This is a genomic window from Pseudomonas sp. St386, from assembly GCF_018325865.1.
Classification (GTDB): domain Bacteria; phylum Pseudomonadota; class Gammaproteobacteria; order Pseudomonadales; family Pseudomonadaceae; genus Aquipseudomonas; species Aquipseudomonas brassicacearum.
Window position 1 is genome coordinate 1,846,719 of record NZ_AP021900.1, and the last position, 23,888, is coordinate 1,870,606.

General features: G+C 61.5%; 25 protein-coding genes. 23 read left to right on the forward strand and 2 right to left on the reverse strand.

Annotation, left to right across the window (positions count from 1 at the left end):
- Positions 1–40: 40 nt before the first annotated feature.
- The 23 genes from KI235_RS08145 (at position 41) to KI235_RS08255 (ending at position 21,696) form a co-directional block, all read left to right on the forward strand.
- Positions 41–1,414, forward strand: coding sequence for a flagellar hook-length control protein FliK (locus tag KI235_RS08145; protein WP_060613504.1), 1,374 nt, complete (start codon positions 41–43; stop codon positions 1,412–1,414).
- Positions 1,415–1,643: 229 nt separating this feature from the next.
- A complete protein-coding gene (gene fliL, locus KI235_RS08150) occupies positions 1,644–2,147 on the forward strand; it encodes a flagellar basal body-associated protein FliL (RefSeq protein WP_013692537.1) in 504 nt (167 codons plus the stop codon).
- 9 nt (positions 2,148–2,156) lie between these two features.
- Complete coding sequence (fliM, locus tag KI235_RS08155) at positions 2,157–3,125, forward strand: flagellar motor switch protein FliM (protein ID WP_003199105.1); 969 nt, start codon at positions 2,157–2,159, stop codon at positions 3,123–3,125.
- A gap of 71 nt (positions 3,126–3,196) precedes the next feature.
- Positions 3,197–3,655, forward strand: coding sequence for a flagellar motor switch protein FliN (gene fliN, locus KI235_RS08160; protein WP_003199107.1), 459 nt, complete (start codon positions 3,197–3,199; stop codon positions 3,653–3,655).
- Positions 3,656–4,093, forward strand: coding sequence for a flagellar biosynthetic protein FliO (gene fliO / locus KI235_RS08165; RefSeq protein WP_003199109.1), 438 nt, complete (start codon positions 3,656–3,658; stop codon positions 4,091–4,093).
- On the forward strand, positions 4,093–4,842 hold the full coding sequence (gene fliP / locus KI235_RS08170; RefSeq protein ID WP_003199111.1) for a flagellar type III secretion system pore protein FliP: 750 nt from the start codon (positions 4,093–4,095) through the stop codon (positions 4,840–4,842). The genes fliO and fliP overlap by 1 nt, the downstream gene beginning before the upstream one ends.
- A 23-nt stretch (positions 4,843–4,865) precedes the next feature.
- Complete coding sequence (gene fliQ, locus KI235_RS08175) at positions 4,866–5,135, forward strand: flagellar biosynthesis protein FliQ (protein ID WP_003199113.1); 270 nt, start codon at positions 4,866–4,868, stop codon at positions 5,133–5,135.
- 4 nt (positions 5,136–5,139) lie between these two features.
- Entirely contained in the window at positions 5,140–5,922 is a 783-nt protein-coding gene (gene fliR / locus KI235_RS08180; RefSeq protein ID WP_003199115.1) for a flagellar biosynthetic protein FliR, read from the forward strand.
- A gap of 3 nt (positions 5,923–5,925) precedes the next feature.
- A complete protein-coding gene (gene flhB / locus KI235_RS08185; RefSeq protein WP_003199117.1) occupies positions 5,926–7,062 on the forward strand; it encodes a flagellar biosynthesis protein FlhB in 1,137 nt (378 codons plus the stop codon).
- Between the two features lie 231 nt (positions 7,063–7,293).
- On the forward strand, positions 7,294–9,423 hold the full coding sequence (flhA, locus tag KI235_RS08190) for a flagellar biosynthesis protein FlhA (RefSeq protein WP_027912735.1): 2,130 nt from the start codon (positions 7,294–7,296) through the stop codon (positions 9,421–9,423).
- Positions 9,424–9,434: 11 nt separating this feature from the next.
- Positions 9,435–10,784: a flagellar biosynthesis protein FlhF gene (gene flhF / locus KI235_RS08195; protein ID WP_003199121.1), complete on the forward strand. Its 1,350-nt coding sequence runs from the start codon at positions 9,435–9,437 to the stop codon at positions 10,782–10,784.
- Positions 10,785–10,900: 116 nt separating this feature from the next.
- Complete coding sequence (fleN, locus tag KI235_RS08200) at positions 10,901–11,731, forward strand: flagellar synthesis regulator FleN (protein WP_003184001.1); 831 nt, start codon at positions 10,901–10,903, stop codon at positions 11,729–11,731.
- A complete protein-coding gene (gene fliA / locus KI235_RS08205) occupies positions 11,728–12,471 on the forward strand; it encodes an RNA polymerase sigma factor FliA (RefSeq protein ID WP_003199123.1) in 744 nt (247 codons plus the stop codon). The genes fleN and fliA overlap by 4 nt, the downstream gene beginning before the upstream one ends.
- 167 nt (positions 12,472–12,638) lie before the next feature.
- Entirely contained in the window at positions 12,639–13,010 is a 372-nt protein-coding gene (locus tag KI235_RS08210; RefSeq protein WP_003199125.1) for a chemotaxis response regulator CheY, read from the forward strand.
- A gap of 18 nt (positions 13,011–13,028) precedes the next feature.
- Positions 13,029–13,814 (forward strand): protein phosphatase CheZ, encoded by a 786-nt coding sequence (locus KI235_RS08215; protein WP_003199127.1) that lies wholly within the window; start codon positions 13,029–13,031, stop codon positions 13,812–13,814.
- A gap of 30 nt (positions 13,815–13,844) precedes the next feature.
- Positions 13,845–16,106: a chemotaxis protein CheA gene (locus KI235_RS08220; RefSeq protein WP_003199130.1), complete on the forward strand. Its 2,262-nt coding sequence runs from the start codon at positions 13,845–13,847 to the stop codon at positions 16,104–16,106.
- Positions 16,107–16,154: 48 nt separating this feature from the next.
- Positions 16,155–17,288: a chemotaxis response regulator protein-glutamate methylesterase gene (locus KI235_RS08225; RefSeq protein ID WP_013692540.1), complete on the forward strand. Its 1,134-nt coding sequence runs from the start codon at positions 16,155–16,157 to the stop codon at positions 17,286–17,288.
- The gene (locus KI235_RS08230; RefSeq protein ID WP_003199135.1) at positions 17,288–18,028 is read left to right on the forward strand and encodes a flagellar motor protein; all 741 of its coding nucleotides are present in this window, start codon (positions 17,288–17,290) and stop codon (positions 18,026–18,028) included. Before KI235_RS08225 ends, KI235_RS08230 begins: the two co-directional genes overlap by 1 nt.
- 15 nt (positions 18,029–18,043) lie before the next feature.
- The gene (motD, locus tag KI235_RS08235; protein ID WP_003199137.1) at positions 18,044–18,928 is read left to right on the forward strand and encodes a flagellar motor protein MotD; all 885 of its coding nucleotides are present in this window, start codon (positions 18,044–18,046) and stop codon (positions 18,926–18,928) included.
- 49 nt (positions 18,929–18,977) lie between these two features.
- The gene (locus KI235_RS08240; RefSeq protein WP_003199140.1) at positions 18,978–19,769 is read left to right on the forward strand and encodes a ParA family protein; all 792 of its coding nucleotides are present in this window, start codon (positions 18,978–18,980) and stop codon (positions 19,767–19,769) included.
- Between the two features lie 96 nt (positions 19,770–19,865).
- A complete protein-coding gene (locus KI235_RS08245) occupies positions 19,866–20,741 on the forward strand; it encodes a CheW domain-containing protein (RefSeq protein ID WP_003199142.1) in 876 nt (291 codons plus the stop codon).
- Between the two features lie 72 nt (positions 20,742–20,813).
- Positions 20,814–21,299, forward strand: a complete 486-nt coding sequence (locus KI235_RS08250) for a chemotaxis protein CheW (RefSeq protein ID WP_003199144.1) — start codon at positions 20,814–20,816, stop codon at positions 21,297–21,299.
- A 1-nt stretch (position 21,300) separates the two neighbouring features.
- Complete coding sequence (locus KI235_RS08255; RefSeq protein WP_003183966.1) at positions 21,301–21,696, forward strand: DUF2802 domain-containing protein; 396 nt, start codon at positions 21,301–21,303, stop codon at positions 21,694–21,696.
- 167 nt (positions 21,697–21,863) lie between these two features.
- Here the strand turns inward: KI235_RS08255 and KI235_RS08260 are convergent, their stop codons facing one another.
- Positions 21,864–22,193, reverse strand: coding sequence for an EscU/YscU/HrcU family type III secretion system export apparatus switch protein (locus KI235_RS08260; RefSeq protein WP_003199146.1), 330 nt, complete (start codon positions 22,191–22,193; stop codon positions 21,864–21,866).
- Complete coding sequence (locus KI235_RS08265) at positions 22,190–23,761, reverse strand: flagellar hook-length control protein FliK (RefSeq protein WP_003199148.1); 1,572 nt, start codon at positions 23,759–23,761, stop codon at positions 22,190–22,192. Before KI235_RS08265 ends, KI235_RS08260 begins: the two co-directional genes overlap by 4 nt.
- Between the last annotated feature and the right edge of the window lie 127 nt (positions 23,762–23,888).

Here is a 23,888-nt window from a genome sequence, read left to right on the forward strand (position 1 = left end):
TCGACTGTACCTATGATTCCAGTGCAGCGGAGACCTTTATATGCCCGTTACCCCCAATACACTGCTTCAGGCCTCTGTCCAGGCCAAGCCCCAGGTCGCCGTCAATTCACCGGCAGTGGCCCCGGATCTCGGGGATAGAGCCTCCAGCTTCGCTCAAGTCTTCGCCAAGCAGGCGCCTGCCAAGGCAGCGGCGGCCCCTGAGCCACCGGTGAAATCGGCGCGCGACAACGCCTCCAGCAACACCGTCAAAAAAGACACCGGCAACCAAACCTCTGCCGCCTCGGAACCGACGGTTGCCGATAGCGGCAAACCCTTGCCCGCCGACAAACCGGCCAGCGCTGACGACAAGGCCGCCCGCGACGACAACGCTGACTCGGCTGAAACGCCAGTGGCGGATGCTGCACCCGTCGATCCGAGCCTTGATCCAGGATTGCTGCCCGACATGACGGTGCCGGTGGCGACAATCGCACCGGAACCTGCGCCTGTGGTCACGACCGAGGTTCAGGTCACCACGGCCGTCGCGGCACCGGTTGCCCCGCTGGTCACGCCGGCCCAGGCTGCGGTGGCCCCGGAGGTCGATCCAGCCTTTGACCCTGAAGCCGACCCGCTCGATGCGTTGCCAGCGTTGCGTTTGGCGATGGAGCAGGGCGGTCATGTTTCCGCCGCTAGCCAGGCGCAATCCAAGACTACTGCCCCGGCGTCGCTCGACGGTGAACCGACTTCGGCGCAGACCTTCGCCGCGGGCATGGCGAGCATGCTCACCGTGCAGGCCGATCAGAACAGTACCGAGTCCGGCAGTCAGGGCGGCGACAAGGCATTCGGCGGCTTGATCAGCGAGGGCCTCAAGGACCTCGGCGCCGCGTCCAGTGACACACGCGTGGACGATTTCGCCAACCGCCTGGCCGCACTGACCCAGGCTGCTACACCCAAGACCGCCAACGCGGTGCCGGTCAATCAACCTATCGCGATGAATCAGAGCGGTTGGACCGAGGAGGTGGTCAACCGGGTGATGTACCTGTCCAGCGTCAATCTCAAGGCGGCCGACATCCAGCTGCAACCCGCCGAACTCGGGCGCCTGGATATCCGGGTGAACATGGTTCCGGACCAGCAGACCCAGGTCACGTTCATGAGCGCCCACCCCGGCGTTCGCGAAGCCCTCGAAGGTCAGTTGCATCGCCTGCGGGACAGTTTTGCCCAGCAGGGCATGGGCCAGGTCGACGTCAGCGTGTCCGATCAATCCCGTGGCTCGCAGAACCAGGGGCAGCAGGCCCAGCAACAAGCCCAGGCCGGGCGCACGACGTCGTCCGGTGGGCGAGTGGACTCGGTGGATGAGCACCTGCCGGCCAGCGTTGCTGAAGTAGCGGCCAGTACCACCAGCGTCATCGGCAGCAGCGCGGTCGACTACTACGCCTGACGCCTCAACACCCTCTGTGGGAGCGAGCTTGCTCGCGATAGCGGACTGTCAGTCACCCTTGTGGTGACAGATCCACTGCTATCGCGAGCAAGCTCGCTCCCACATTGCTTTTTGGGCGATCAAAGATTGCACCCGGCCCGCCATCTTCTCTCTTGCCACTTCTGGCATAACACTTGCTCCAGCCTTGCCGTGCAACAGTGAAAACCTCGATTAGTGACGGATTATTGGCATGGCGAAGAGTGAAGCAGCAGCTGTAAAAGACCCTGCAACCAAAGGCAAACTCAAGCTGATCATCATGATCGTGGTGGGTTTGCTCCTGGCGATCGGTGTGTCTGTGGGCGCGACCTGGTATTTCATGCACAGCGCTCAAAGCAAGCCGGCAGTCGCGGTCGAAGCTGCGCCAGTGGGCAAGCAGCCGGCGATTTTCGAACCGATGGCGCCAGCCTTCGTGGCCAACTACACCCAGAACGGTCGTCAACGCTACATGCAGGTGAGCATTACCCTGCTGGGTCGCAACCAGGCTGACCTGGAGGCGCTGCGGGTGCATATGCCACTGATCCGCAATAACCTGGTGATGCTGTTTTCCGGACAGAATTTCGACACCCTGGCCACTCCGGTCGGCCAGGAAATGTTGCGTCAGAAAGCCACGGCCAGCGTGCAGGAAGTCGCTCAGAAAGAGCTTGGCAAAGTGGTGATCGAACAGTTGCTCTTCACTAACTTCGTATTGCAGTAGGAACACGACATGGCCGTGCAGGACCTGCTGTCCCAGGACGAAATCGATGCGCTGTTGCATGGTGTCGACGACGGTCTGGTACAGACCGAAAACGCTGCTGAACCGGGCAGCGTCAAAAGCTACGACCTGACCAGCCAGGATCGCATCGTTCGCGGACGCATGCCGACCCTGGAAATGATCAACGAACGTTTCGCCCGTTACACCCGCATCAGCATGTTCAACATGCTGCGTCGCTCGGCCGACGTGGCCGTCGGTGGCGTGCAAGTGATGAAGTTCGGTGAGTACGTGCACTCGCTGTACGTACCCACCAGCCTCAACCTGGTGAAGATCAAGCCGTTGCGCGGCACCGCGTTGTTCATCCTGGACGCCAAATTGGTGTTCAAGCTGGTGGACAACTTCTTCGGTGGTGACGGCCGTCACGCCAAGATCGAAGGTCGGGAATTCACCCCGACCGAGCTGCGGGTGGTGCGCATGGTGCTGGAGCAGGCCTTCGTCGACTTGAAGGAAGCCTGGCAGGCGATCATGGAAGTGAACTTCGAGTACATCAACTCGGAAGTGAACCCGGCGATGGCCAACATCGTCGGCCCAAGCGAGGCCATTGTGGTCTCGACTTTCCACATCGAGCTCGATGGCGGTGGTGGCGACCTGCACGTGACCATGCCGTACTCGATGATCGAGCCGGTGCGTGAAATGCTCGACGCCGGTTTCCAGTCGGACCTCGACGACCAGGACGAACGCTGGATCAACGCTTTGCGCCAGGACGTGCTGGATGTCGACGTGCCGATCGGCGCTACAGTCGCTCGGCGCCAACTGCGTCTGCGTGACATCCTGCACATGCAGCCGGGGGACATCATCCCCGTCGAGATGCCGGAAGACATGGTCATGCGCGCCAATGGCGTGCCGGCCTTCAAGGTCAAGATGGGCTCTCACAAAGGCAACCTGGCGTTGCAGGTGATCGAGCCGATCGAACGCCGCTGAGCGGTGTCGAACACCTTAAGTTTGTAACGGATTTTTGCTTCTAACTGAATTTTGCCCGCCGAGGACACATGATGGCTGACGATATGAATACCCAGGATGACCAGGCGCTGGCCGATGAATGGGCTGCGGCCCTGGAAGAAACCGGCGATGCCGGGCAAGCCGACATCGACGCCTTGCTGGCGGCCGACACTGGCGCCCATGCGTCCAGCCGCCTGCAGATGGAAGAATTTGGCAGCGTGCCGAAGAGTCATGAACCGGTGACGCTCGATGGCCCGAATCTGGATGTGATTCTCGATATCCCGGTGTCGATTTCCATGGAAGTGGGCAGCACCGACATCAATATCCGCAACCTGCTGCAGCTCAACCAAGGCTCGGTGATCGAACTGGACCGCCTGGCCGGCGAGCCGCTCGATGTACTGGTCAACGGCACCTTGATCGCCCATGGCGAAGTGGTGGTGGTCAACGAGAAGTTCGGCATTCGCCTGACGGACGTGATCAGCCCGAGCGAACGCATCAAGAAGTTGCGCTAAGTGAAAGGTTTCTTCGCAGCAGCCGCGATGCTGCCGTTGAGTGTGCTGGCGGCCGAACCGGTTGCCACGGCCGCCGCCGCGCCGGCAGCAGGCAGTGGTGTCGCCGGGCAATTGGCGCAATTGGTGCTCGGCTTGCTGCTGGTGCTGGGCTTGATCTTCTTTCTCGCCTGGCTGTTGCGGCGTGTGCAGCAGGCGGGGCCGGCTGGCAAGGGGCAGGTCATCGACATCGTCGGTTCCCGCGCGCTCGGGCCACGCGACCGGCTGGTGCTGGTGCAGGTCGGCAATGAGCAGATCCTGCTGGGCCTGAGCCCGGGCACCATCACCGCCTTGCACGTCCTCAAGGAGCCGGTGCAGGTGCCTTCCGCCGAGCAGGCCAGCCCCGAATTTGCCCAGCGCCTCATGGAACTGTTGGGTAAAGACCAGAAGGATAAAAAGTAATGCCGTTGCGCATCCTGTTGGCATTGGCCCTGATGCTGGCCGCACCGTTGGCGTTCGCCGCCGATCCGCTGTCGATCCCGGCGATTACTCTCGGAACCAACGCCGAAGGGGCTCAGGAATACTCGGTCAGCCTGCAGATCCTGCTGATCATGACGGCGCTGAGTTTCATACCGGCGTTCGTCATGCTGATGACCAGCTTCACCCGGATCATCATTGTCTTTTCGATCCTGCGTCAGGCCCTGGGCCTGCAACAGACGCCCTCGAACCAGATCCTCACCGGCATGGCGCTGTTCCTGACCATGTTCATCATGGCGCCGGTGTTCGACCGGGTGAACCAGGATGCGTTGCAACCTTACCTGGCAGAAAAAATCACCGCCCAGGATGCCGTGGCCAAGGCTGAAGTGCCGATCAAGGATTTCATGCTGGCCCAGACTCGCAGCAGCGACCTGGAGCTGTTCATGCGCCTGTCCAAGCGCACCGATATCCCCAGTGCCGATCAGGCGCCGCTGACCATCCTGGTGCCGGCGTTCGTGACGTCCGAGCTCAAGACCGCTTTCCAGATTGGCTTCATGATTTTCATCCCTTTCCTGATCATTGACCTGGTGGTCGCCAGTATCCTGATGGCCATGGGCATGATGATGCTCTCTCCGTTGATCATTTCCCTGCCGTTCAAGATCATGCTGTTTGTGCTGGTGGATGGCTGGGCGCTGATTATCGGTACCCTGGCGGGCAGTTTCGGCGGTGTTTAGGCCTTTTGTGCGGGTAGGACGATATGACGCCTGAAGTAGCGGTAGACCTGTTCCGTGAAGCGCTCTGGCTGACGACCACGATGGTCGCCATCCTGGTGATCCCCAGCCTGCTGGTGGGGTTGCTGGTGGCGATGTTCCAGGCCGCGACCCAGATCAACGAGCAGACCTTGAGCTTCCTGCCGCGCCTGTTGGTGATGTTGGTGACGCTGATCGTCGCCGGGCCCTGGCTGGTGCAAACCTTCATGGAATACATCCTGCAGTTGTACGGCAGTATTCCGCAGTTGATCGGCTGACCTCATGTCGATGCTCGCGCTGACGGACACCCAGATCAGTTCCTGGGTGGCATCGTTCGTCCTGCCACTGTTTCGCGTCACCGCGGTGCTCATGAGTATGCCGGTCTTCGGCACGACCCTGGTGCCTCGGCGCGTGCGCTTGTATTTCGCCCTGGCGATCACGGTGGTCATCGCGCCCGGGCTGCCGCCGATGCCATCGGTTCATGCGCTGGACCTCAGTGCATTGATGCTGGTGGCCGAGCAGATCCTCATCGGCACCTTGATGGGGTTCTCGCTGCAGCTGTTCTTCCAGGCGTTCGTGGTGGCCGGGCAAATCATTTCGATCCAGATGGGCATGGCCTTCGCGTCCATGGTCGACCCCACCAATGGCGTGACGACGGCAGTGATCGGTCAGTTCCTGACGATGCTGGTGACCCTGTTGTTCCTCGCCATGAACGGGCATCTGGTGGTGTTCGAAGTCTTGACCGAGAGTTTTACCACCATGCCGGTGGGCAGTGCGTTGCTGGTCAATCATTTCTGGGAAATCGCCGGCAAGCTCGGTTGGGTCCTGGGTGCGGCGATGGTGCTGGTATTGCCCGCGATCACTGCGTTGCTGGTGGTCAACATCGCCTTTGGCGTGATGACCCGGGCGGCGCCGCAGTTGAACATTTTCTCCATCGGTTTCCCGCTGATCCTCACGCTGGGCATGGTGATTTTCTGGATCAGCCTGGGGGATATCCTCAACCAGTATCAGCCGCTGGCCATCCAGGCCTTGCAACTGCTACGCGACATGGCACAGGCACGCTGAACCATGGCCGAGAGCGAGAGTGGCCAGGACAAGACAGAAGACCCCACGGAAAAGCGCCTGCGCGAATCCCGGGAAAAGGGTGAGACCGCCCGCTCCAAGGAGCTCAATACCCTGGCGGTGATGCTGGCCGGGGCGGGTGGGTTGCTGATTTATGGTGGCGGGTTGGCCCTGGACCTGCTGGAAATCATGCGGCTGAATTTCTCGCTGCCCCGTGAGGTGCTGCTCACGCCGGGGTCCATGGCCCAGTATCTGCTGCACTCAGGCAAAATCGCGATTCTGGCGATACAGCCGGTTCTGATCTTCCTGTTGCTGGCCGCTGTTATCGGCCCGATTTCCCTGGGCGGCTGGTTGTTCGCCGCCGGTAGCCTGGCCCCCAAATTCAGTCGGATGAACCCCGCCGCTGGTCTTAAGCGCATGTTTTCGACCTCGGCGCTGATGGAACTGCTCAAGGCTTTCGGGAAATTCCTGCTGGTTCTGTTTGTCGCGCTGACGGTGTTGCAGTCCGATATCGACGATCTGTTGCGCATCGCTCACGAGCCGCTGGAGCAGGCCATCATCCACAGTGTGCAGTTGGTGGGTTGGAGCACGTTGTGGATAGCCTGCGGCCTGATCCTGATCGCTGCCATCGACGTGCCGATCCAGCTGTATCAGAGCAAGCAGAAGCTGATGATGACCAAGCAGGAAGTGCGCGACGAGCACAAGGACTCGGAGGGCAAGCCGGAGGTCAAGCAGCGGATTCGCCAGTTGCAGCGCGAGGTGTCCCAGCGGCGGATGATGGCAGCGATCCCAGACGCCGATGTGGTCATCACCAACCCGACCCACTATGCCGTGGCGCTCAAGTACGACCCCGAGAAAGGCAACGCTCCCGTGTTGCTGGCCAAGGGCAGTGACTTCCTGGCGCTGAAGATCCGTGAGATCGCCGTGGCCAATGAGGTGATGCTGCTCGAGTCCCCGGCGCTGGCGCGGTCGATTTACTACTCCACCGAGCTCGACCAGGAAATCCCTGGCGGCCTGTACCTGGCCGTGGCCCAGGTGCTGGCCTACGTCTACCAGATCCGCCAGCACCGCGCCGGCAAGGGCAAACGCCCCGAACCGCTCAAGGACCTGCCGATCCCGCCGGATTTGCGGCGTGATTCCTGAGTCGGCTGGCACAAAACCCTGTGGGAGCGAGCTTGCTCGCGATTGCGCTGGTTCAGTCGACTATGGGTGTGACTGACAAATCGCTATCGCGAGCCAGCTCGCTCCCACAGGTCAGCGTCCCTTCAACCCCTCTATTTCAGCCTCCGACAAAAGTTGGAAGGCTTCTTGCAATACCCCGTCTGCGCCCCCTCCGGGCGTCAAAAGTTTGCTTCACAGGAACGGGGAATATTGGTGGATCGCTCTCAGTTATTCAGCACCGCGCGCAGTAATGTCGTAGACCTCAGCCGGGGTAATCTGGGCGTGCCGCTGTTGCTGCTGGTCATGCTCGCCATGATGATGCTGCCGGTGCCGCCGTTCCTGCTGGACGTGTTTTTCACGTTCAACATCGCCCTGTCGATCGTCGTGCTGCTGGTGTGCGTCTACGCCCTGCGGCCGCTGGATTTCGCCGTATTCCCGACCATCCTGCTGGTGGCCACGCTGTTGCGCCTGGCGCTGAACGTGGCGTCCACCCGGGTGGTCATGCTCCACGGCCAGGACGGTCACGCCGCCGCCGGTAAGGTGATCCAGGCCTTTGGTGAGGTGGTGATCGGCGGCAACTACGTGGTCGGTATCGTGGTTTTCGCCATCTTGATGATCATCAACTTCGTCGTGGTGACCAAGGGTGCCGGGCGGATTTCCGAGGTGAGCGCGCGTTTTACCCTCGATGCGATGCCCGGCAAGCAGATGGCGATCGACGCCGACCTCAACGCCGGCCTCATTGATCAGAGCCAGGCCAAGCTGCGTCGTCTGGAAGTGGCCCAGGAAGCCGAGTTCTACGGTTCCATGGACGGTGCCAGCAAATTCGTGCGCGGTGACGCCATCGCCGGCCTGTTGATTCTGTTCATCAACCTGATCGGCGGCATGGCTGTCGGTATCTTCCAGCACAACATGAGTTTTGGCGACGCTGGCAGGGTTTACGCCTTGTTGACCATCGGTGACGGTTTGGTGGCGCAATTGCCATCACTGTTGTTATCTACAGCGGCCGCGATCATGGTGACCCGTGCTTCGGGCTCCGAAGACATGGGCAAGCAGATCGGCCGGCAGATGTTCGCCTCGCCCAAGGCCCTGGCCGTTGCCGCCGGCCTGATGGCGGTGATGGGCCTGGTGCCGGGGATGCCCCACATTTCCTTCCTGAGCATGGCGGCCATGGCTGCAGGCGGAGCCTACCTGTTCTGGAAGAAGCAGAACGTGCAGAAAGTCCAGGCCCTGCAAGAGGTCAAGCGTCAGCAGGAACTGCTGCCGTCGCCGGCCCGCGCCATGGAAACCAAGGAGCTGGGCTGGGATGACGTGACGCCGATCGACATGATCGGCCTGGAAGTCGGTTACCGCCTGATTCCATTGGTCGACCGCAACCAGGGTGGGCAATTGCTGGCGCGGATCAAGGGGGTGCGCAAGAAGCTGTCCCAGGACCTGGGCTTCCTGATGCCGACCGTGCATATCCGCGATAACCTCGATCTGGCGCCGAGCGCCTACCGCCTGACGCTGATGGGGGTGATCCTGGCCGAAGCCGAGATCTACCCCGACCGCGAGCTGGCGATCAACCCCGGGCAGGTCTACGGCTCCCTCAATGGCATCACCGCCAAGGATCCGGCTTTCGGCCTGGAAGCGGTGTGGATCGAAATCAGCCAGCGGGCCCAGGCCCAGTCCCTCGGTTATACCGTGGTGGACGCCAGTACGGTGGTGGCGACCCACTTGAACCAGATCCTGTACAAGCACTCCAGCGAGCTGATTGGCCACGAAGAAGTCCAGCAACTCCTGCAAGTACTGGCCAAAGGCTCGCCGAAGCTGGCCGAAGAGCTGGTGCCGGGTGTGGTTTCGTTGTCGCAGTTGCTCAAGGTGCTGCAGGCGCTGTTGGCCGAACAGGTGCCCGTGCGCGACATACGCAGTATCGCCGAGGCTATCGCCAATAACGCCTCCAAGAGTCAAGATACCGCCGCCCTGGTGGCTGCGGTTCGGGTCGGCGTGTCCCGCGCAATCGTCCAAAGCATTGTAGGCACTGAGTCTGAGCTGCCTGTGATCACCTTGGAACCAAGGTTGGAACAGATATTGCTCAATAGTCTGCAGAAGGCAGGACAAGGCTCGGAAGAGGGTGTTCTGCTGGAGCCAAGCATGGCCGAGAAGCTGCAGCGTTCGCTGATCGAAGCAGCCCAGCGGCAAGAGATGCAAGGCCAGCCAGTGATCCTGCTGGTGGCCGGCCCGATTCGCGCGATGCTCTCGCGATTCGGGCGCCTCGCGGTCCCGGGGTTGCATGTGCTGGCGTACCAGGAAATACCGGACAACAAGCAAGTGACCATCGTTGCGACAGTAGGGCCCAACGGCTGAGGTAGTGGTTTATGCAAGTGAAGCGTTTTTTCGCCGCCGACATGCGTCAGGCCATGAAACTGGTTCGTGACGAGCTGGGCGCTGAAGCAGCCATCATTGGCAACCGTCGTATCGCCGGCGGTGTCGAGCTGACGGCGGCCCTGGATTACAAACTGTCTGCGCTGGCCCCGCGGGTTCCGAACATGGAACTCGAAGATGAGCTGCGCAAGACTCAATCGCGCATCGCCAGCGCCCAGGCCGAGCTGAGCCTGCGCAGCAGTGAAGGCGAGGCCGCGGCAGGCACCAATCGTCAATTGTTCGCCGGTCAGCCGCTGACGGCCGGCCTGCCGTTGACGGCTGCCGAACCGCTGATCGAGCAGGCCCACGCCGAACCGCGTCGTCCTGAGCCGGCGCCCGCGGCGCCTGCCCGGGGTGTCGATCCGCGCGCCCTGGACTCGATGCGCTTTGAACTCAACAGCCTGCGCGAGCTGATGGAAGTCCAGCTCGGCTCCCTGGCCTGGAACCAGCTGCAAGGCAGCCGTCCAGCCCAGGCCAACCTGTGGCGTCGCCTGCAACGCATCGGCCTGTCCGGCCCGTTGTCCCGGGACCTGCTGGCGCTGATCAATGGTATCGAAGAGCCTCGCCAGGCCTGGCGCATGTTGCTGGCGCACCTGGCGCGGATGATCGCGACCCCGGAAGTCGAGCCGCTGGAAGAAGGCGGGGTAATTGCCATGGTCGGTCCTGCCGGCATGGGCAAGACCACCACCCTGGCCAAGCTCGCCGCCCGTTATGTACTCAAGTACGGCGCCCAGAGCATTGCCCTGGTGAGCATGGACAGTTTCCGCATCGGTGCCCAGGAGCAACTCAAGACCCTCGGCCGGATCCTCAATGTGTCGGTGACCCATGTGGATCCGGGCCAGTCCCTGGCCCAGGCGCTGGAGCCGCTGCTGCGCAAACGCGTCGTGCTGATCGATACCGCAGGCCTGCAAGCCAGCGATCCAGCCCTGCGCATGCAGCTCGAAAGCCTGGCCGGACGCGGTATCAAGTCAAAAAATTATCTCGTGTTGGCAACCACCAGCCAGAAACAGGTTCTAACCGCCGCATACCACAGCTACAAACGCTGCGGGCTGGCCGGCTGCATCCTGACTAAGCTGGACGAAACGGCAAGCCTGGGCGAGGTGTTGAGCCTGGCGATCGGTCATGAATTACCGGTGGCCTACCTGACCGACGGGCCGCGGATCCCGGATGATTTGCATCTGCCGCGCCGTCATCAACTGGTCAGTCGTGCCGTGAGTGTGCAAATGCAGGAAGAACCCAGCGAAGAAGCCATGGCTGATATGTTCGCTGATATCTACCACAGCCCGACCAAGCAGGTCGGCTGAGGTAATCATGAATATTTTTTGTACCTACATCGATGGTCTGCCATGCATTGTTCCGTATGCGAACGCGCAGCCAGTAATGTGGCCTCCGTCTAAGTAAGACAAGGTAAAGAACGAACATGGGCAGCATGCATCCCGTACAGGTGATCGCGGTGACCGGCGGCAAAGGTGGCGTCGGGAAGACTAACGTGTCAGTGAACTTGTCCCTGGCTCTGGCAGAGCTTGGCCGACGGGTCATGCTGCTGGACGCCGACCTGGGCCTGGCGAACGTCGACGTGTTGTTGGGGCTTACACCCAAACGCACGCTGGCGGACGTGATTGAAGGGCGCTGTGAGCTGCGTGACGTGTTGTTGCAGGGGCCGGGCGGGATTCGCATCGTGCCGGCTGCCTCAGGCACCCAGAGCATGGTTCACCTGACCCCGGCCCAGCACGCGGGCCTGATCCAGGCTTTCAGCGACATCGGCGACAACCTCGATGTGCTGGTGATCGACACCGCAGCCGGTATCGGTGACTCGGTCGTCAGTTTCGTCCGCGCGGCCCAGGAAGTGCTGCTGGTGGTCTGCGACGAACCGACGTCCATCACCGACGCCTATGCCCTGATCAAGTTGCTTAACCGCGACTATGGCATGAACCGCTTCCGCGTCCTGGCCAACATGGCCCAGAGCCCGCAGGAAGGACGCAACCTGTTCGCCAAGTTGACAAAGGTCACGGATCGCTTCCTGGACGTCGCCCTACAATACGTCGGCGCAGTGCCTTACGACGAAAGCGTACGCAAGGCCGTCCAGAAGCAACGTGCCGTTTATGAAGCCTTTCCACGCTCCAAATGCGCGCTGGCGTTCAAGGCCATCGCCCAGAAGGTCGATACCTGGCCACTGCCGGCCAACCCTCGCGGGCATCTGGAATTTTTCGTCGAGCGTCTTGTGCAACAAACAGCAGGGCCCGTGCTATGACAGCCAGCGGTTACAACCATCTCTATAAAAAATCGGCACGGGACGCCCAATACGAATTGATCGAGCGTTACGCGCCACTGGTCAAGCGTATCGCCTATCACTTGCTGGCGCGGTTGCCGGCCAGTGTCCAGGTTGAAGACTTGATCCAGGCGGGCATGATCGGCCTGCTCGAAGTGTCGAACAAATACGACGCGAGCAAGGGCGCGAGTTTCGAGACGTATGCCGGTATTCGCATTCGCGGTGCCATGCTCGATGAAGTCCGCAAGGGCGATTGGGCGCCGCGTTCGGTACACCGCAATACCCGCATGGTCAGTGATGCAATTCGGGCAATTGAAGCTAAAACCGGGCGTGACGCTAAAGATCACGAGGTTGCGGCCGAACTCCAGTTGAGTCTCGACGATTATTACGGGATTTTGAACGATACCTTGGGCAGCCGCCTGTTCAGTTTCGACGACCTGTTGCAGGACGGCGAACATGAAGGGCTGCACGAGGATAACGCGAGTGCTCACATGGAGCCGTCGCGTGACCTGGAAGATGAACGTTTCCAGAGCGCGCTGGCGGAAGCGATTGCCAATTTGCCGGAGCGTGAGCGGCTGGTCTTGGCGCTGTACTACGACGAAGAGCTGAACCTCAAGGAAATCGGTGAGGTCCTGGGGGTCAGCGAATCGCGGGTCAGCCAGTTACACAGCCAGTGCGCGGCCCGTTTGCGGGGGCGTTTGGGGGAGTGGCGAGCGCGTTGACAGGCAGTGTGGGGACACTGCGAACGAGGCTGGCCTGGCAGGTGCTGTGCCAGTCTCCATCCGTGGTGCTCCAGACCGTTGTCGAGTGTTGTGCCGGATTGATTGAAATGGCGCGTCCAGGTGCTGGGCGCGTTTAAGACTGCTTGGAGGTCGAATTGGACAAGAACATGAAAATCCTCATCGTTGATGACTTCTCAACGATGCGGCGGATCATAAAAAACCTGTTGCGTGACCTTGGGTTCACCAACACGGCCGAAGCAGATGACGGGACCACTGCGCTCCCGATGTTGCACAGTGGCAACTTCGATTTTCTGGTCACCGACTGGAACATGCCGGGCATGACCGGTATCGACCTGTTGCGCCAGGTGCGTGCCGACGAAAAACTCAAGCATCTTCCGGTGCTGATGGTCACTGCCGAAGCCAAGCGCGAGCAGATCATCGAAGCGGCCCAGGCCGGTGTAAACGGCTATGTGGTCAAACCCTTCACGGCCCAGGCGTTGAAAGAGAAGATTGAAAAAATCTTCGAACGCATCGGTTAACGGCGCCACGGGGGAGCTATGGATAACGAATCTTCAATGGGTGATTTCGAATCGACCCTGAAAAAACATGCCCGCGAACTGGTCGACAGCCTTGAAAAAGGTCGTTTTGGCGATGCGGTTCAAATGATCCATGAGCTCAACCAGACCCGTGACCGCGGTCTGTATCAGGAGGTGGGCAAGCTCACGCGTGAATTGCACAGCGCGATTGTCAATTTCCAGATCGACCCGAATATGCCGCAGGCCGAGGAAGTCTCGCAGATCACCGACGCCACCGAGCGTCTGGGTTATGTGGTCAAGCTGACCGAGGCCGCGGCCAACCGCACCATGGACCTGGTGGAAAGCGCAACGCCCCTGGTCAACGGCCTGAGCGAAGAAGCCCAGGCCTTGAGCACCGACTGGGGTCGGTTCATGCGGCGCGAAGTCGGCGCCGAAGAGTTTCGGGAGTTGGCCCGTCGGGTCGACGGTTTCCTGGCGCGCAGCAGCACCGAGAACCGCGCGGTGGCAAGCAACCTCAACGATATTCTGCTGGCTCAGGACTATCAGGACCTGACCGGCCAGGTGATCAAGCGTGTGACCCAACTGGTCACCGAAGTGGAAAGTAACCTGCTCAAACTGGTGTTGATGGCCAGCCAGGTAGACCGCTTTGCAGGCATCGAACACGACCGTGAAGCGATGCTTGCTGAAAAAGATCCACAAAAACATCTCTCTCAGGGTGAAGGTCCGCAGATTCATGCCGATAAAAGAGAAGACGTTATGTCCGGTCAGGACGATGTGGACGATTTGCTGTCCAGCCTTGGATTCTGAGTTTTAGCCCTGTTTTAGGAGCAGCCATTAATGAGCTTCGGCGCCGATGAAGAGATCCTTCAGGATTTCCTGGTTGAGGCCGGCGAGATTCTAGAGCAACTGTCCGAACAGCTGGTCGAGCTGGAAAGCCGACCAGATGATGCGGATCTGCTCAATGCAATTTTTCGCGGTTTCCACACTGTAAAAGGAGGCGCCGGCTTCCTCCAGCTCAACGAGCTGGTGGAGTGCTGTCACATTGCCGAAAACGTGTTCGACATCCTGCGCAAGGGTGAGCGTCGCGTTGATTCGGAACTGATGGACGTGGTGCTTGAAGCGCTGGATGCGGTCAACAGCATGTTCAGCGAAGTGCGTGAGCGCTCGCCGATCACCGCTGCCACGCCTGAGTTGCTCGCCGCGCTGGCACGCCTGGCGGAGCCGCAATCGGCTGATGAAGCGGCTCCGGTTGCCGAGGCAGTGGCTGAAGAGCCGGTCGCCGAAGAGTCGGGCGACATCACCGATAACGAATTTGAACAACTGCTGGATTCGCTGAACGCCGTCAAGGCCCAAGCCGAAGCGCCGGCGGCACCTGCTGCGCCGCCCGCCAATGCAACAGCTGACGCCAGTGATGAAATCACCGACGACGAGTTCGAGTCATTGCTCGACCAGCTCCATGGCAAAGGTCAGTTCGCTCCCGATGCGGTCACGCCAGCGGCGACTCCGGCTGCCCCGAAAGCGGCGGGCGACAACTCCGACATCACCGACGACGAATTCGAAGCCTTGCTCGATCAGTTGCACGGCAAGGGCACGTTTGCCGTTGACGCGCTGGATTCGGCCATCGCTTCCGCGCCGACGCCAGCCAAGCCGGCTGCCGCCGCGGCTGGCAGCGACCTGATCAGCGATCACGAATTCGAATCGCTGCTCGACGAACTGCACGGCAAAGGCAAGTTTACAGAAGTCGGGAAGGCCGCGGCTGCTCCTGCTGCCGGCACTACCGCCACTGCTGTTCCAGCAGCCAAGGCTGCGCCCAAACCCGCTGCCAAGGCACCGGAACCGAAGGCCGAACCCGCCAAGCCTGCTGCCACTGCGGCCCCGGCACCTGCCCGTGCTGCGGCGGCTGCGCCAGCGGAAAAACCGGCCAGCGAAGCCGAGACCACCGTTCGGGTCGATACCGCACGCCTGGACGAGATCATGAACATGGTCGGCGAACTGGTGCTGGTGCGTAACCGTCTGGTGCGCCTGGGCCTCAATAGCCAGGACGAAGCCATGTCCAAGGCCGTGTCGAACCTGGACGTGGTCACGGCGGACCTGCAGACCGCGGTCATGAAGACCCGGATGCAGCCGATCAAGAAAGTCTTCGGGCGCTTCCCGCGCCTGGTTCGCGACCTGGCTCGCCAGCTCAAGAAAGAAATCAACCTGGAACTGGTGGGTGAAGAGACCGACCTCGACAAGAACCTTGTCGAGGCCCTGGCCGACCCGCTGGTCCACTTGGTGCGCAACGCGGTCGACCACGGCATCGAGTCGCCGGAAGAGCGCGAAGCCTCGGGCAAGGTCCGCAGCGGCAAGGTGATCCTGGCCGCCGAGCAGGAAGGCGACCACATCCTGCTGTCGATCTCCGACGACGGCAAAGGCATGGATCCGAACGTGTTGCGTTCCATCGCGGTGAAACGCGGTGTGATGGACAAGGATGCCGCCGACCGCCTGAGCGACACCGAGTGCTACAACCTGATCTTCGCCCCGGGTTTCTCGACCAAGACCGAGATTTCCGACGTGTCGGGCCGTGGCGTGGGCATGGACGTGGTGAAAACCAAGATTTCCCAGCTCAACGGTTCGATCAATATCTACTCGACCAAGGGCCAGGGCTCGAAGATCGTCATCAAGGTCCCGCTGACCCTGGCGATCATGCCGACCCTGATGGTGATGCTGGGCAACCAGGCCTTCGCCTTCCCGCTGGTCAACGTCAACGAGATCTTCCACCTCGACCTGTCGCGCACCAACGTGGTGGACGGCCAGGAAGTGGTGATCGTACGGGACAAGGCACTGCCACTGTTCTACCTCAAGCGCTGGTTGGTCAGCTCCGCCGCTCATGTGGAGCAGGGCGAGGGCCATGTGGTGATCCTTTCGGTGGGCACCCAGCGGATCGGCTTCGTCGTCGACCAGTTGGTGGGCCAGGAAGAAGTGGTCATCAAGCCGTTGGGCAAGATGCTCCAGGGCACCCCGGGCATGTCCGGCGCCACCATCACCGGCGACGGCCGCATCGCGTTGATTCTCGATGTGCCAAGCATGCTCAAGCGTTACGCCGCCCGGCGTATTTGATTCTGGAGGGGCGTGGCCCAGGGCCGCGCCTCGTCTAACGGAGTGTTTATGGTAGTTAAAGTCCTGGTGGTGGACGATTCGGGGTTTTTCCGCCGCCGCGTCTCGGAAATTCTTTCGGCGGACACGAGTATTCAGGTCGTCGGTACCGCGACCAACGGCAAAGAGGCGATCGATCAGGCCCTGGCACTCAAGCCGGACGTGATCACCATGGACTACGAGATGCCGATGATGGATGGCATCACGGCCGTGCGGCATATCATGCAGCGCTGCCCGACCCCGGTATTGATGTTCTCGTCCCTGACCCATGAAGGCGCCCGAGTGACCCTCGATGCGCTGGACGCCGGGGCGGTGGATTTCCTGCCGAAAAATTTCGAAGACATTTCGCGCAACCCCGACAAAGTCCGGCAGTTGCTGTGCGAAAAGGTCCACAGCATTTCCCGCAGCAATCGTCGTGTCGGTGCCTACAGCGCACCGGCGCCAGCCCCTGTTGCGGCGCCAAGCCCGGCGCCGACTGCATCGAGCAGCTTCAATCCGGCACCGGTACGCAGTGCATCGGCACCAGCCCCTGCGCCGGCTCGCCCGGTGCCCGCCAGTGCGTCGTCGCCGGCGCCCAAGCGCAAAGCCTACAAGCTGGTCGCTATCGGCACGTCCACGGGTGGCCCGGTGGCGCTGCAACGGGTCCTGACCCAGTTGCCGGCCAACTTCCCGGCCCCCATCGTGCTGATCCAGCACATGCCGGCGGCGTTCACCAAGGCTTTCGCGGAGCGCCTGGACAAGCTGTGCAACATCAGCGTCAAGGAAGCCGAGGATGGCGACATCCTGCGTCCAGGCCTGGCGTTGTTGGCGCCAGGTGGCAAGCAGATGATGATCGATGGCCGCGGCGCGGTGAAAATCCTGCCGGGCGACGAGCGTCTGAACTACAAGCCTTGCGTGGACATTACCTTCGGTTCCGCGGCCAAGTCCTACGGTGACAAAGTTCTGGCGGTGGTGCTCACCGGCATGGGCGCCGACGGTCGCGAAGGCGCGCGCCTGCTCAAGCAGGGCGGCAGTGCGATCTGGGCCCAGGACGAAGCCAGCTGCGTGATCTACGGCATGCCAATGGCCATCGTAAAAGCCGATCTCGCCGACGCAGTGTACGGATTGGACGACATCGGTAGACACCTGGTCGAGGCCTGCCTGTAATGGATGTACTCAGCCTGATCGGCATCATCATGGCGTTCGTCGCCATCATTGGCGGCAATTATCTGGAAGGCGGTCATCTGGGCGCGCTGGCCAACGGCCCGGCGGCGTTGATCGTGCTCGGTGGCACCATTGGCGCGGCGCTGTTGCAGTCGCCCATGAGCGCTTTCAAGCGCGCCATGCAAGTGCTGATCTGGATTCTGTTCCCGCCCCGTGTCGACCTGGCCGGTGGTATCGATCGTGTGGTGAACTGGAGTCTGACCGCTCGCAAGGAGGGCCTGCTGGGGCTGGAAGGGGTGGCCGATGCCGAGCCCGACAGCTACTCACGCAAAGGCCTGCAATTGCTGGTGGACGGCGCCGAGCCGGAAGCCATCCGCAGCATCCTGGAAGTGGATTTCTACACCCAGGAAAGCCGCGATATCGAAGCGGCCAAGGTGTTCGAAAGCATGGGCGGCTACGCGCCGACCATCGGCATCATCGGTGCGGTGATGGGCCTGATCCATGTGATGGGCAACCTGGCCGATCCGTCGCAATTGGGTAGCGGCATCGCCGTGGCGTTCGTCGCCACGATCTATGGCGTGGCGAGTGCCAACCTGGTGCTGCTGCCGATCGCGGCCAAGCTCAAGTCCATCGCGTTGCGCCAGTCGCGCTATCGCGAAATGCTGCTGGAAGGGATCCTGTCGATCGCCGAAGGTGAAAACCCGCGCTCCATTGAGTTGAAGCTCCAGGGCTTCATGGACTGATGGGAGACAAGGAATATGGCACGTCGCAGGCACACCGAAGAACACGTCAACCATGAACGCTGGCTCGTTTCCTACGCCGACTTCATCACCCTGCTGTTCGCCTTTTTCGTGGTCATGTATTCGATCTCGTCGGTCAATGAAGGCAAGTACAAAGTCATTTCCGAGGCGTTGATCGGCGTCTTCACGGATTCCGACCGCGCGCTCAAACCGATTCCCATCGGCGATGAGCGCCCCAAGACCACCACGCCGGCCAAGCCCTTGGTCAAGGACAGCGAACAGGTCGATGCCGGTATCGCCGGCGGTAGCGATCCGTTGAAAAGCATCGCCGACGATATCAGCGCGGCGTTCGGTGACCTGATCAGCTCCAACCAGATGACCGTGCGTGGCAACGAGTTGTGGGTCGAGATCGAGCTCAATTCCAGCTTGTTGTTCGGCAGCGGCGACGCCATGCCCAGCGACATGGCGTTCAACATCATCGATAAGGTCGCGGCGATCCTCAAGCCCTTCGACAACCCGATCCATGTCGAAGGCTTCACGGACGACCAACCGATCCGTACTTCGCAATACCCGACCAACTGGGAGCTGTCCTCGGCCCGTTCGGCGAGCATCGTGCGCATGCTGGCGATGCAGGGCGTGAACCCCGGCCGCCTGGCCTCGGTGGGCTACGGCGAGTTTCAGCCGGTCGCCAACAACGCCACGGCCGAGGGGCGTGCGCGCAACCGGCGGGTGGTGCTGGTGGTGTCGCGCAACCTCGATGTGCGTCGCAGCCTGACCGGTACCGGTACGGCCAAAGCAACTCCGGATGCGGCATTGAAGCGGGCTGGCACACAAACTGCACCGGCTCCGGTCAAGTCGCCGGGAAGACAGAGTGCCGTCAATTCTCCGTCACCCGCTTTATAACCGAGCTATTTCTCGGTCGAGCCTGTTTCGGCCGGGAGGAACGATCCAAATGAGAGTCTGGGCAGTCGCCAATCAAAAAGGTGGTGTGGGCAAGACCACATCTTCCATCGCTTTAGCCGGGTTGCTGGCCGAGGCGGGCAAGCGCGTGGTCATTGTCGACCTGGACCCCCATGGCTCGATGACCAGCTATTTCGGCTACGATCCCGACAGCCTGGAGCACAGCAACTACGACCTGTTCCTGCACAAGGGCGTTGTGCCCGAGGGCCTGCCGGGGCAGTTGCTGTTGTCCACCAGCGACGAGCGGATTTCCCTGCTGCCATCGAGCACCGCCCTGGCCACCCTGGAGCGACAGTCGCCGGGGCAGGGCGGGTTGGGCCTGGTGATCGCCAAGAGTCTGGCGCAGCTGTGGCAGGATTTCGATTACGCGATCATCGACAGCCCGCCGTTGCTGGGTTTGCTGATGGTCAATGCCTTGGCGGCCAGCCAACAATTGGTCATTCCGGTGCAGACCGAGCACCTGGCGGTCAAGGGCCTGGAGCGCATGGTCAATACACTGGCGATGGTCAACCGCTCGCGCAAGCAGACGCTGGCCTTCAACATCGTGCCAACCCTGTTCGATCGTCGTACCCAGGCCTCCCTGGGCACCTTGCGGGTGTTGCGGGACAAGTACCCGGAAGACATCTGGCAAGGCTATATCCCCGTTGATACCCGCTTGCGGGACGCCAGCCGTGCCGGTGTGACCCCGTCGCAATTCGATGGCAAGAGCCGCGGAGTGCTGGCCTATCGGGCGCTGCTCAAGCACCTGTTGACCCAACAGCTTGTTCCGCAGCAGGTGGCTTAAGGTGACGAGGCTTTCCACTGGCATTGTGTTCGCCTGCGAACGCTCAAGTCCTGCCGCATTCATGCCGATAACCTCTTCAAGTGGCGCACTGTTCCTATGAGCCGCCCGATAAAGACAACCTCGCGTCCGCAAATGGCCCTGCAGTCCTATCTGGATGGGCTGCTGCAGGAAGCGACCGAAGAATTGCCACCACAGCCAAGCGTGATCGAGGCGTTGCCCGAGAACGTCGAAGCCAAGGGTGTGCTGGATGAGTTTCAGGCGGCCGTGCTCGAAGAGCAGGCCCGTGACGCACAGAAATCAGTGATAGCTGCAGCGGTCGAGGCACCGTTTATCAAGCCCCAGGTGGCGGTCATGGACGCGCCTGCGCCGATCCTGGCGCCGGTCTCGACCGTTGCCCCGCTGCTACAAGGCCTGGTGACGCCGGTGGTGGAAATCCACCTGCCGCCGAGCAATCCGCCGCCACCGGTGCCGGGCGACGACCGTCCGGCCTGGGCCGCCGAGCCGTTCGAGTGTCTGTTGTTTGATGTGGCCGGGTTGACCCTGGCGGTGCCGCTGGTATGCCTGGGGTCGATTTATTCCCTGGCCGGGCAGGAATTGACGCCGTTGTTTGGCCAGCCGGAATGGTTCCTCGGAATCCTGCCGAGCCAGGCCGGCAACCTGAAGGTACTGGATACGGCACGCTGGGTCATGCCGGACCGTTATCGCGATGATTTTCGCCAAGGCTTGCAGTACGTGATTTCAGTGCAGGGTTACGAGTGGGGTTTGGCGGTGCATCAGGTCAGCCGTTCGCTGCGCCTGGACCCGAACGAGATCAAGTGGCGCAGCCATCGAGGGCAACGGCCATGGCTGGCCGGTACGGTGATCGAGCATATGTGCGCCTTGCTGGACGTTTCCGAGCTGGCGGAGCTGATCGCCAGCGGCGGGGCAAAACACCTGGGTGGCAGTAAGAAGCCGGTCCAGAAACCGAAATAAGATAACCGGCGGCGCCCAGCGTCGTCGGACAGAATACACGCCGCCACAGGCGGTTTTTCGAGGGGTCAGGGTATGAATGATAAGGCGTCGTCTCAAAAGGGTTCTGAAGATCCGATTCTGCAATGGGTGACCTTCAAGCTCGATAACGAAACCTACGGCATCAACGTGATGCGCGTTCAGGAAGTGCTGCGCTATACCGAGATCGCCCCGGTACCGGGTGCACCGAGCTACGTTCTGGGCATCATCAACCTGCGTGGCAACGTGGTCACGGTGATCGATACCCGCCAGCGCTTCGGCCTGATGAATGCCGAGATCAGCGACAACACCCGGATCGTCATCATCGAAGCCGACAAGCAAGTGGTTGGCATCATGGTCGACAGCGTCGCCGAAGTGGTTTACCTGCGCCAGTCGGAAATCGAGACTGCGCCGAACGTGGGTAACGAAGAATCCGCCAAGTTCATTCAGGGCGTGTGCAACAAGAACAACGAGTTGTTGATTCTGGTTGAACTGGACAAGATGATGAGCGAAGAAGAGTGGTCGGAACTGGAGAGTATCTGATTTGATTCTTGAGGTAGCAGTCATTGTCCTGTTCCTTTTCTGGGCAGGCACGCTGGCGATGTTCTTGGCGTACATACGTGGCCAGCGGCAGATCGCCGCTCAGCAGGCCCAGGGCGATGCGCTGCGCGATCAGCGCATCAAGGACCTGGCCAAGCGTGTCGACGATTACCAGAACGGCACCGTGCGCATGGGCGAAGCGCTCCATGAGCTGCGTGCCGTGGTCGCGCCGTTGCCGGATAAACTCGCCCAGCTGGAACAGCGCGACCCCTCCAGCCTGTCCTTTGCCCAGGCCGCCCGCCTGGTGGGCATGGGCGCCAGTGTCGACGAACTGACCCAAGCCTGCGGCCTGACCCAGGCCGAGGCGGAGTTGATGAGTAAGCTGCATAAGGGCGGCTGATCGCCTTCACCCCCCGATCCAATTGTGGGAGCGAGCTTGCTCGCGATAGCGGTGTGACAGTCAACAGAGATGTTGAATGTGAGTCCGCCATCGCGAGCAAGCTCGCTCCCACAGGTTTTTTTGTCGCTCACACACTGATCATTCCAGCCCAAGCACCGCCGCTGTGATCAGTAGTCGTCGCCGCGGTCGGTCACATCTTTCTCGACACTCGGCGCATTCGGGTCGTAGCCCTGGGGAAACTTGCCCTTGAGGTTCCAGGCAAACGCAATGATCTCGGCAATCGTGCGGTACAGCTCTTCCGGGATGCTGTCCCCCAGCTCCATCCGCGCCAACAGCTTCACCAGCTCGGCATTTTCATAGATCGGCACTTCGCTTTCGCGGGCGATGCGCAGGATTTCCTCGGCCAGGGCTTCGTCGCCCTTGGCGGTGAGGGTCGGGGCGTGGTGGCCGTCGTACTTGAGGGCGATGGCCTGGCGGGGTTCGGTATGGGTTGTCATGCGGTTTCGTCCACCCAGCGTTGTTCCAGGCGAGTCTTGGGGCCTTGGGGCGGGGTGCCGAGGTGGCAGTCCAGCTCGCCGACGTTCAGGCCACAGGTCACCAGGCGTTCACGCAAGGCTGTCAGGTTGCTTTCGATCAGGCTTGCGGTGTACGGCCGTTCTGCCCACAGCTGGCTGGACAGGCTGCCGCTGAGCAACTGCGCCTGAACCTGCAGTGGGCCGAGCGGTTCCATGTCGAACGCCAATTCCACCCGCCAGAGCTGCTGTTTTGGCTCGCGTTCTTCCCGGCGCTCGTTGGGTTGCTCCCGGGGCGGGGTTTCCTCACGCTGGAACTTGACCTGCAACGGCACGATGTCCTGCAAGTTGCGCATCGGGATCTCCAATTGCCAGGTGCTCATCAGCCGACCGTCGTCGGTCAGGCCGGTCTGTTCCAGGCTCGACAACTGATGGCTTTGCAGGCGTGACACGGCGGCAGCGGCCAGGCGCAGCAGGTGTTCGAGGTCGCCTTCTTCGTCCTGGCCTTTCATCTGGCGCGAGGGCAGGGGGAAGCTGGTGGGTTGTGGCTTGGCGCTGACCTGGCCGAGCATCCCCAGGGCGCTGCGTACGAAGCTAGGCAGGACTTGGGCCAACGTATTGGCGGCAATGATGGCGCTGAGGTTGGTGGAGGTGGGTAGGGCCGGTGTCAGTTGGGCGATCAGTTTCAGCAGGTCGCCTTTCATGTCCGGCGCCAGGCTCGGCGGCTGCCCGGCGAGCAACTTGCTTTCCAGGAACACACCGCTGGCGACCATGGCCTGGGCCAGCCCCTTGGGCGTACTCAGTTGCTGGACATCCGGCAGGCTGGCCAACAGGCGTGTCACCGCGGCGCGCAGCTCGGCACCGGTGTCGTCGGTGGCCGGAAGGTTTTGCAGGGCGGTGATCAGGCTGTCCAGCGAGCCCTGCTGGCTCATTTGCGTGACCAACTGCTGGCTCACCGCCAATTGCTCCTGGCGGTTGCTCAGCGGAACGAACTTCAGCGTCTGAGTATCTTGCACCTGGGCACTCAACAGCGTGCCGATGCGCAGCGGCTGCGGGCTGTCGATGTCCAGGGTGCTACCCGCCTGGGCGGTATTGAGCAAGCTTACCAACGACCGATACACCGCCGGTTGTCCCGGCAGCTGCGGCAACGCCTGACTGGTCAGCACTTTGCCTTGCAGCAGGGTGCCGACCGGCAACTGCGCCGTGTCGATTCGGGTGAGGGTGGCGACGCTGGAGGCCACGGCCTGTTGCACGGCAATCGCCAGGTTGCTGGCGGACGGCTGCGTCACGGCCAGGCTGGTGCCTTGGGGCAACGGCTGGGTGCTGGTGGCCTGCACGGTGGTCTGGCGGCCGCTCTCCAGGGTGACCTTGAGCAACAGCTGGAAAGTCTGGTCGGCCTGCTTGAGCGACAGCACTTCGGCCTGGGCGGTCTGGCCCGAGCTGATCAGGCCTTCGGTCGGCACCAGCAGTTTGAGCAGCTCGCCATTGACCGCTGGCATACGCGTGGTTGCCGTGGCCTGGGGCAGCGGCAGGATGTTCATGTCGCCTGTCATTTGCGGTCTTACCTTGGGGAAATAAGCTCTCTTGAGAGGAGGTTAGGGCATGTATAATGCCGCCCGTCTTTCAGGGAGTGGCGAAAACCTTGCAATTGTTTGACGCAGCTCTGTGGAACAGCTCGTC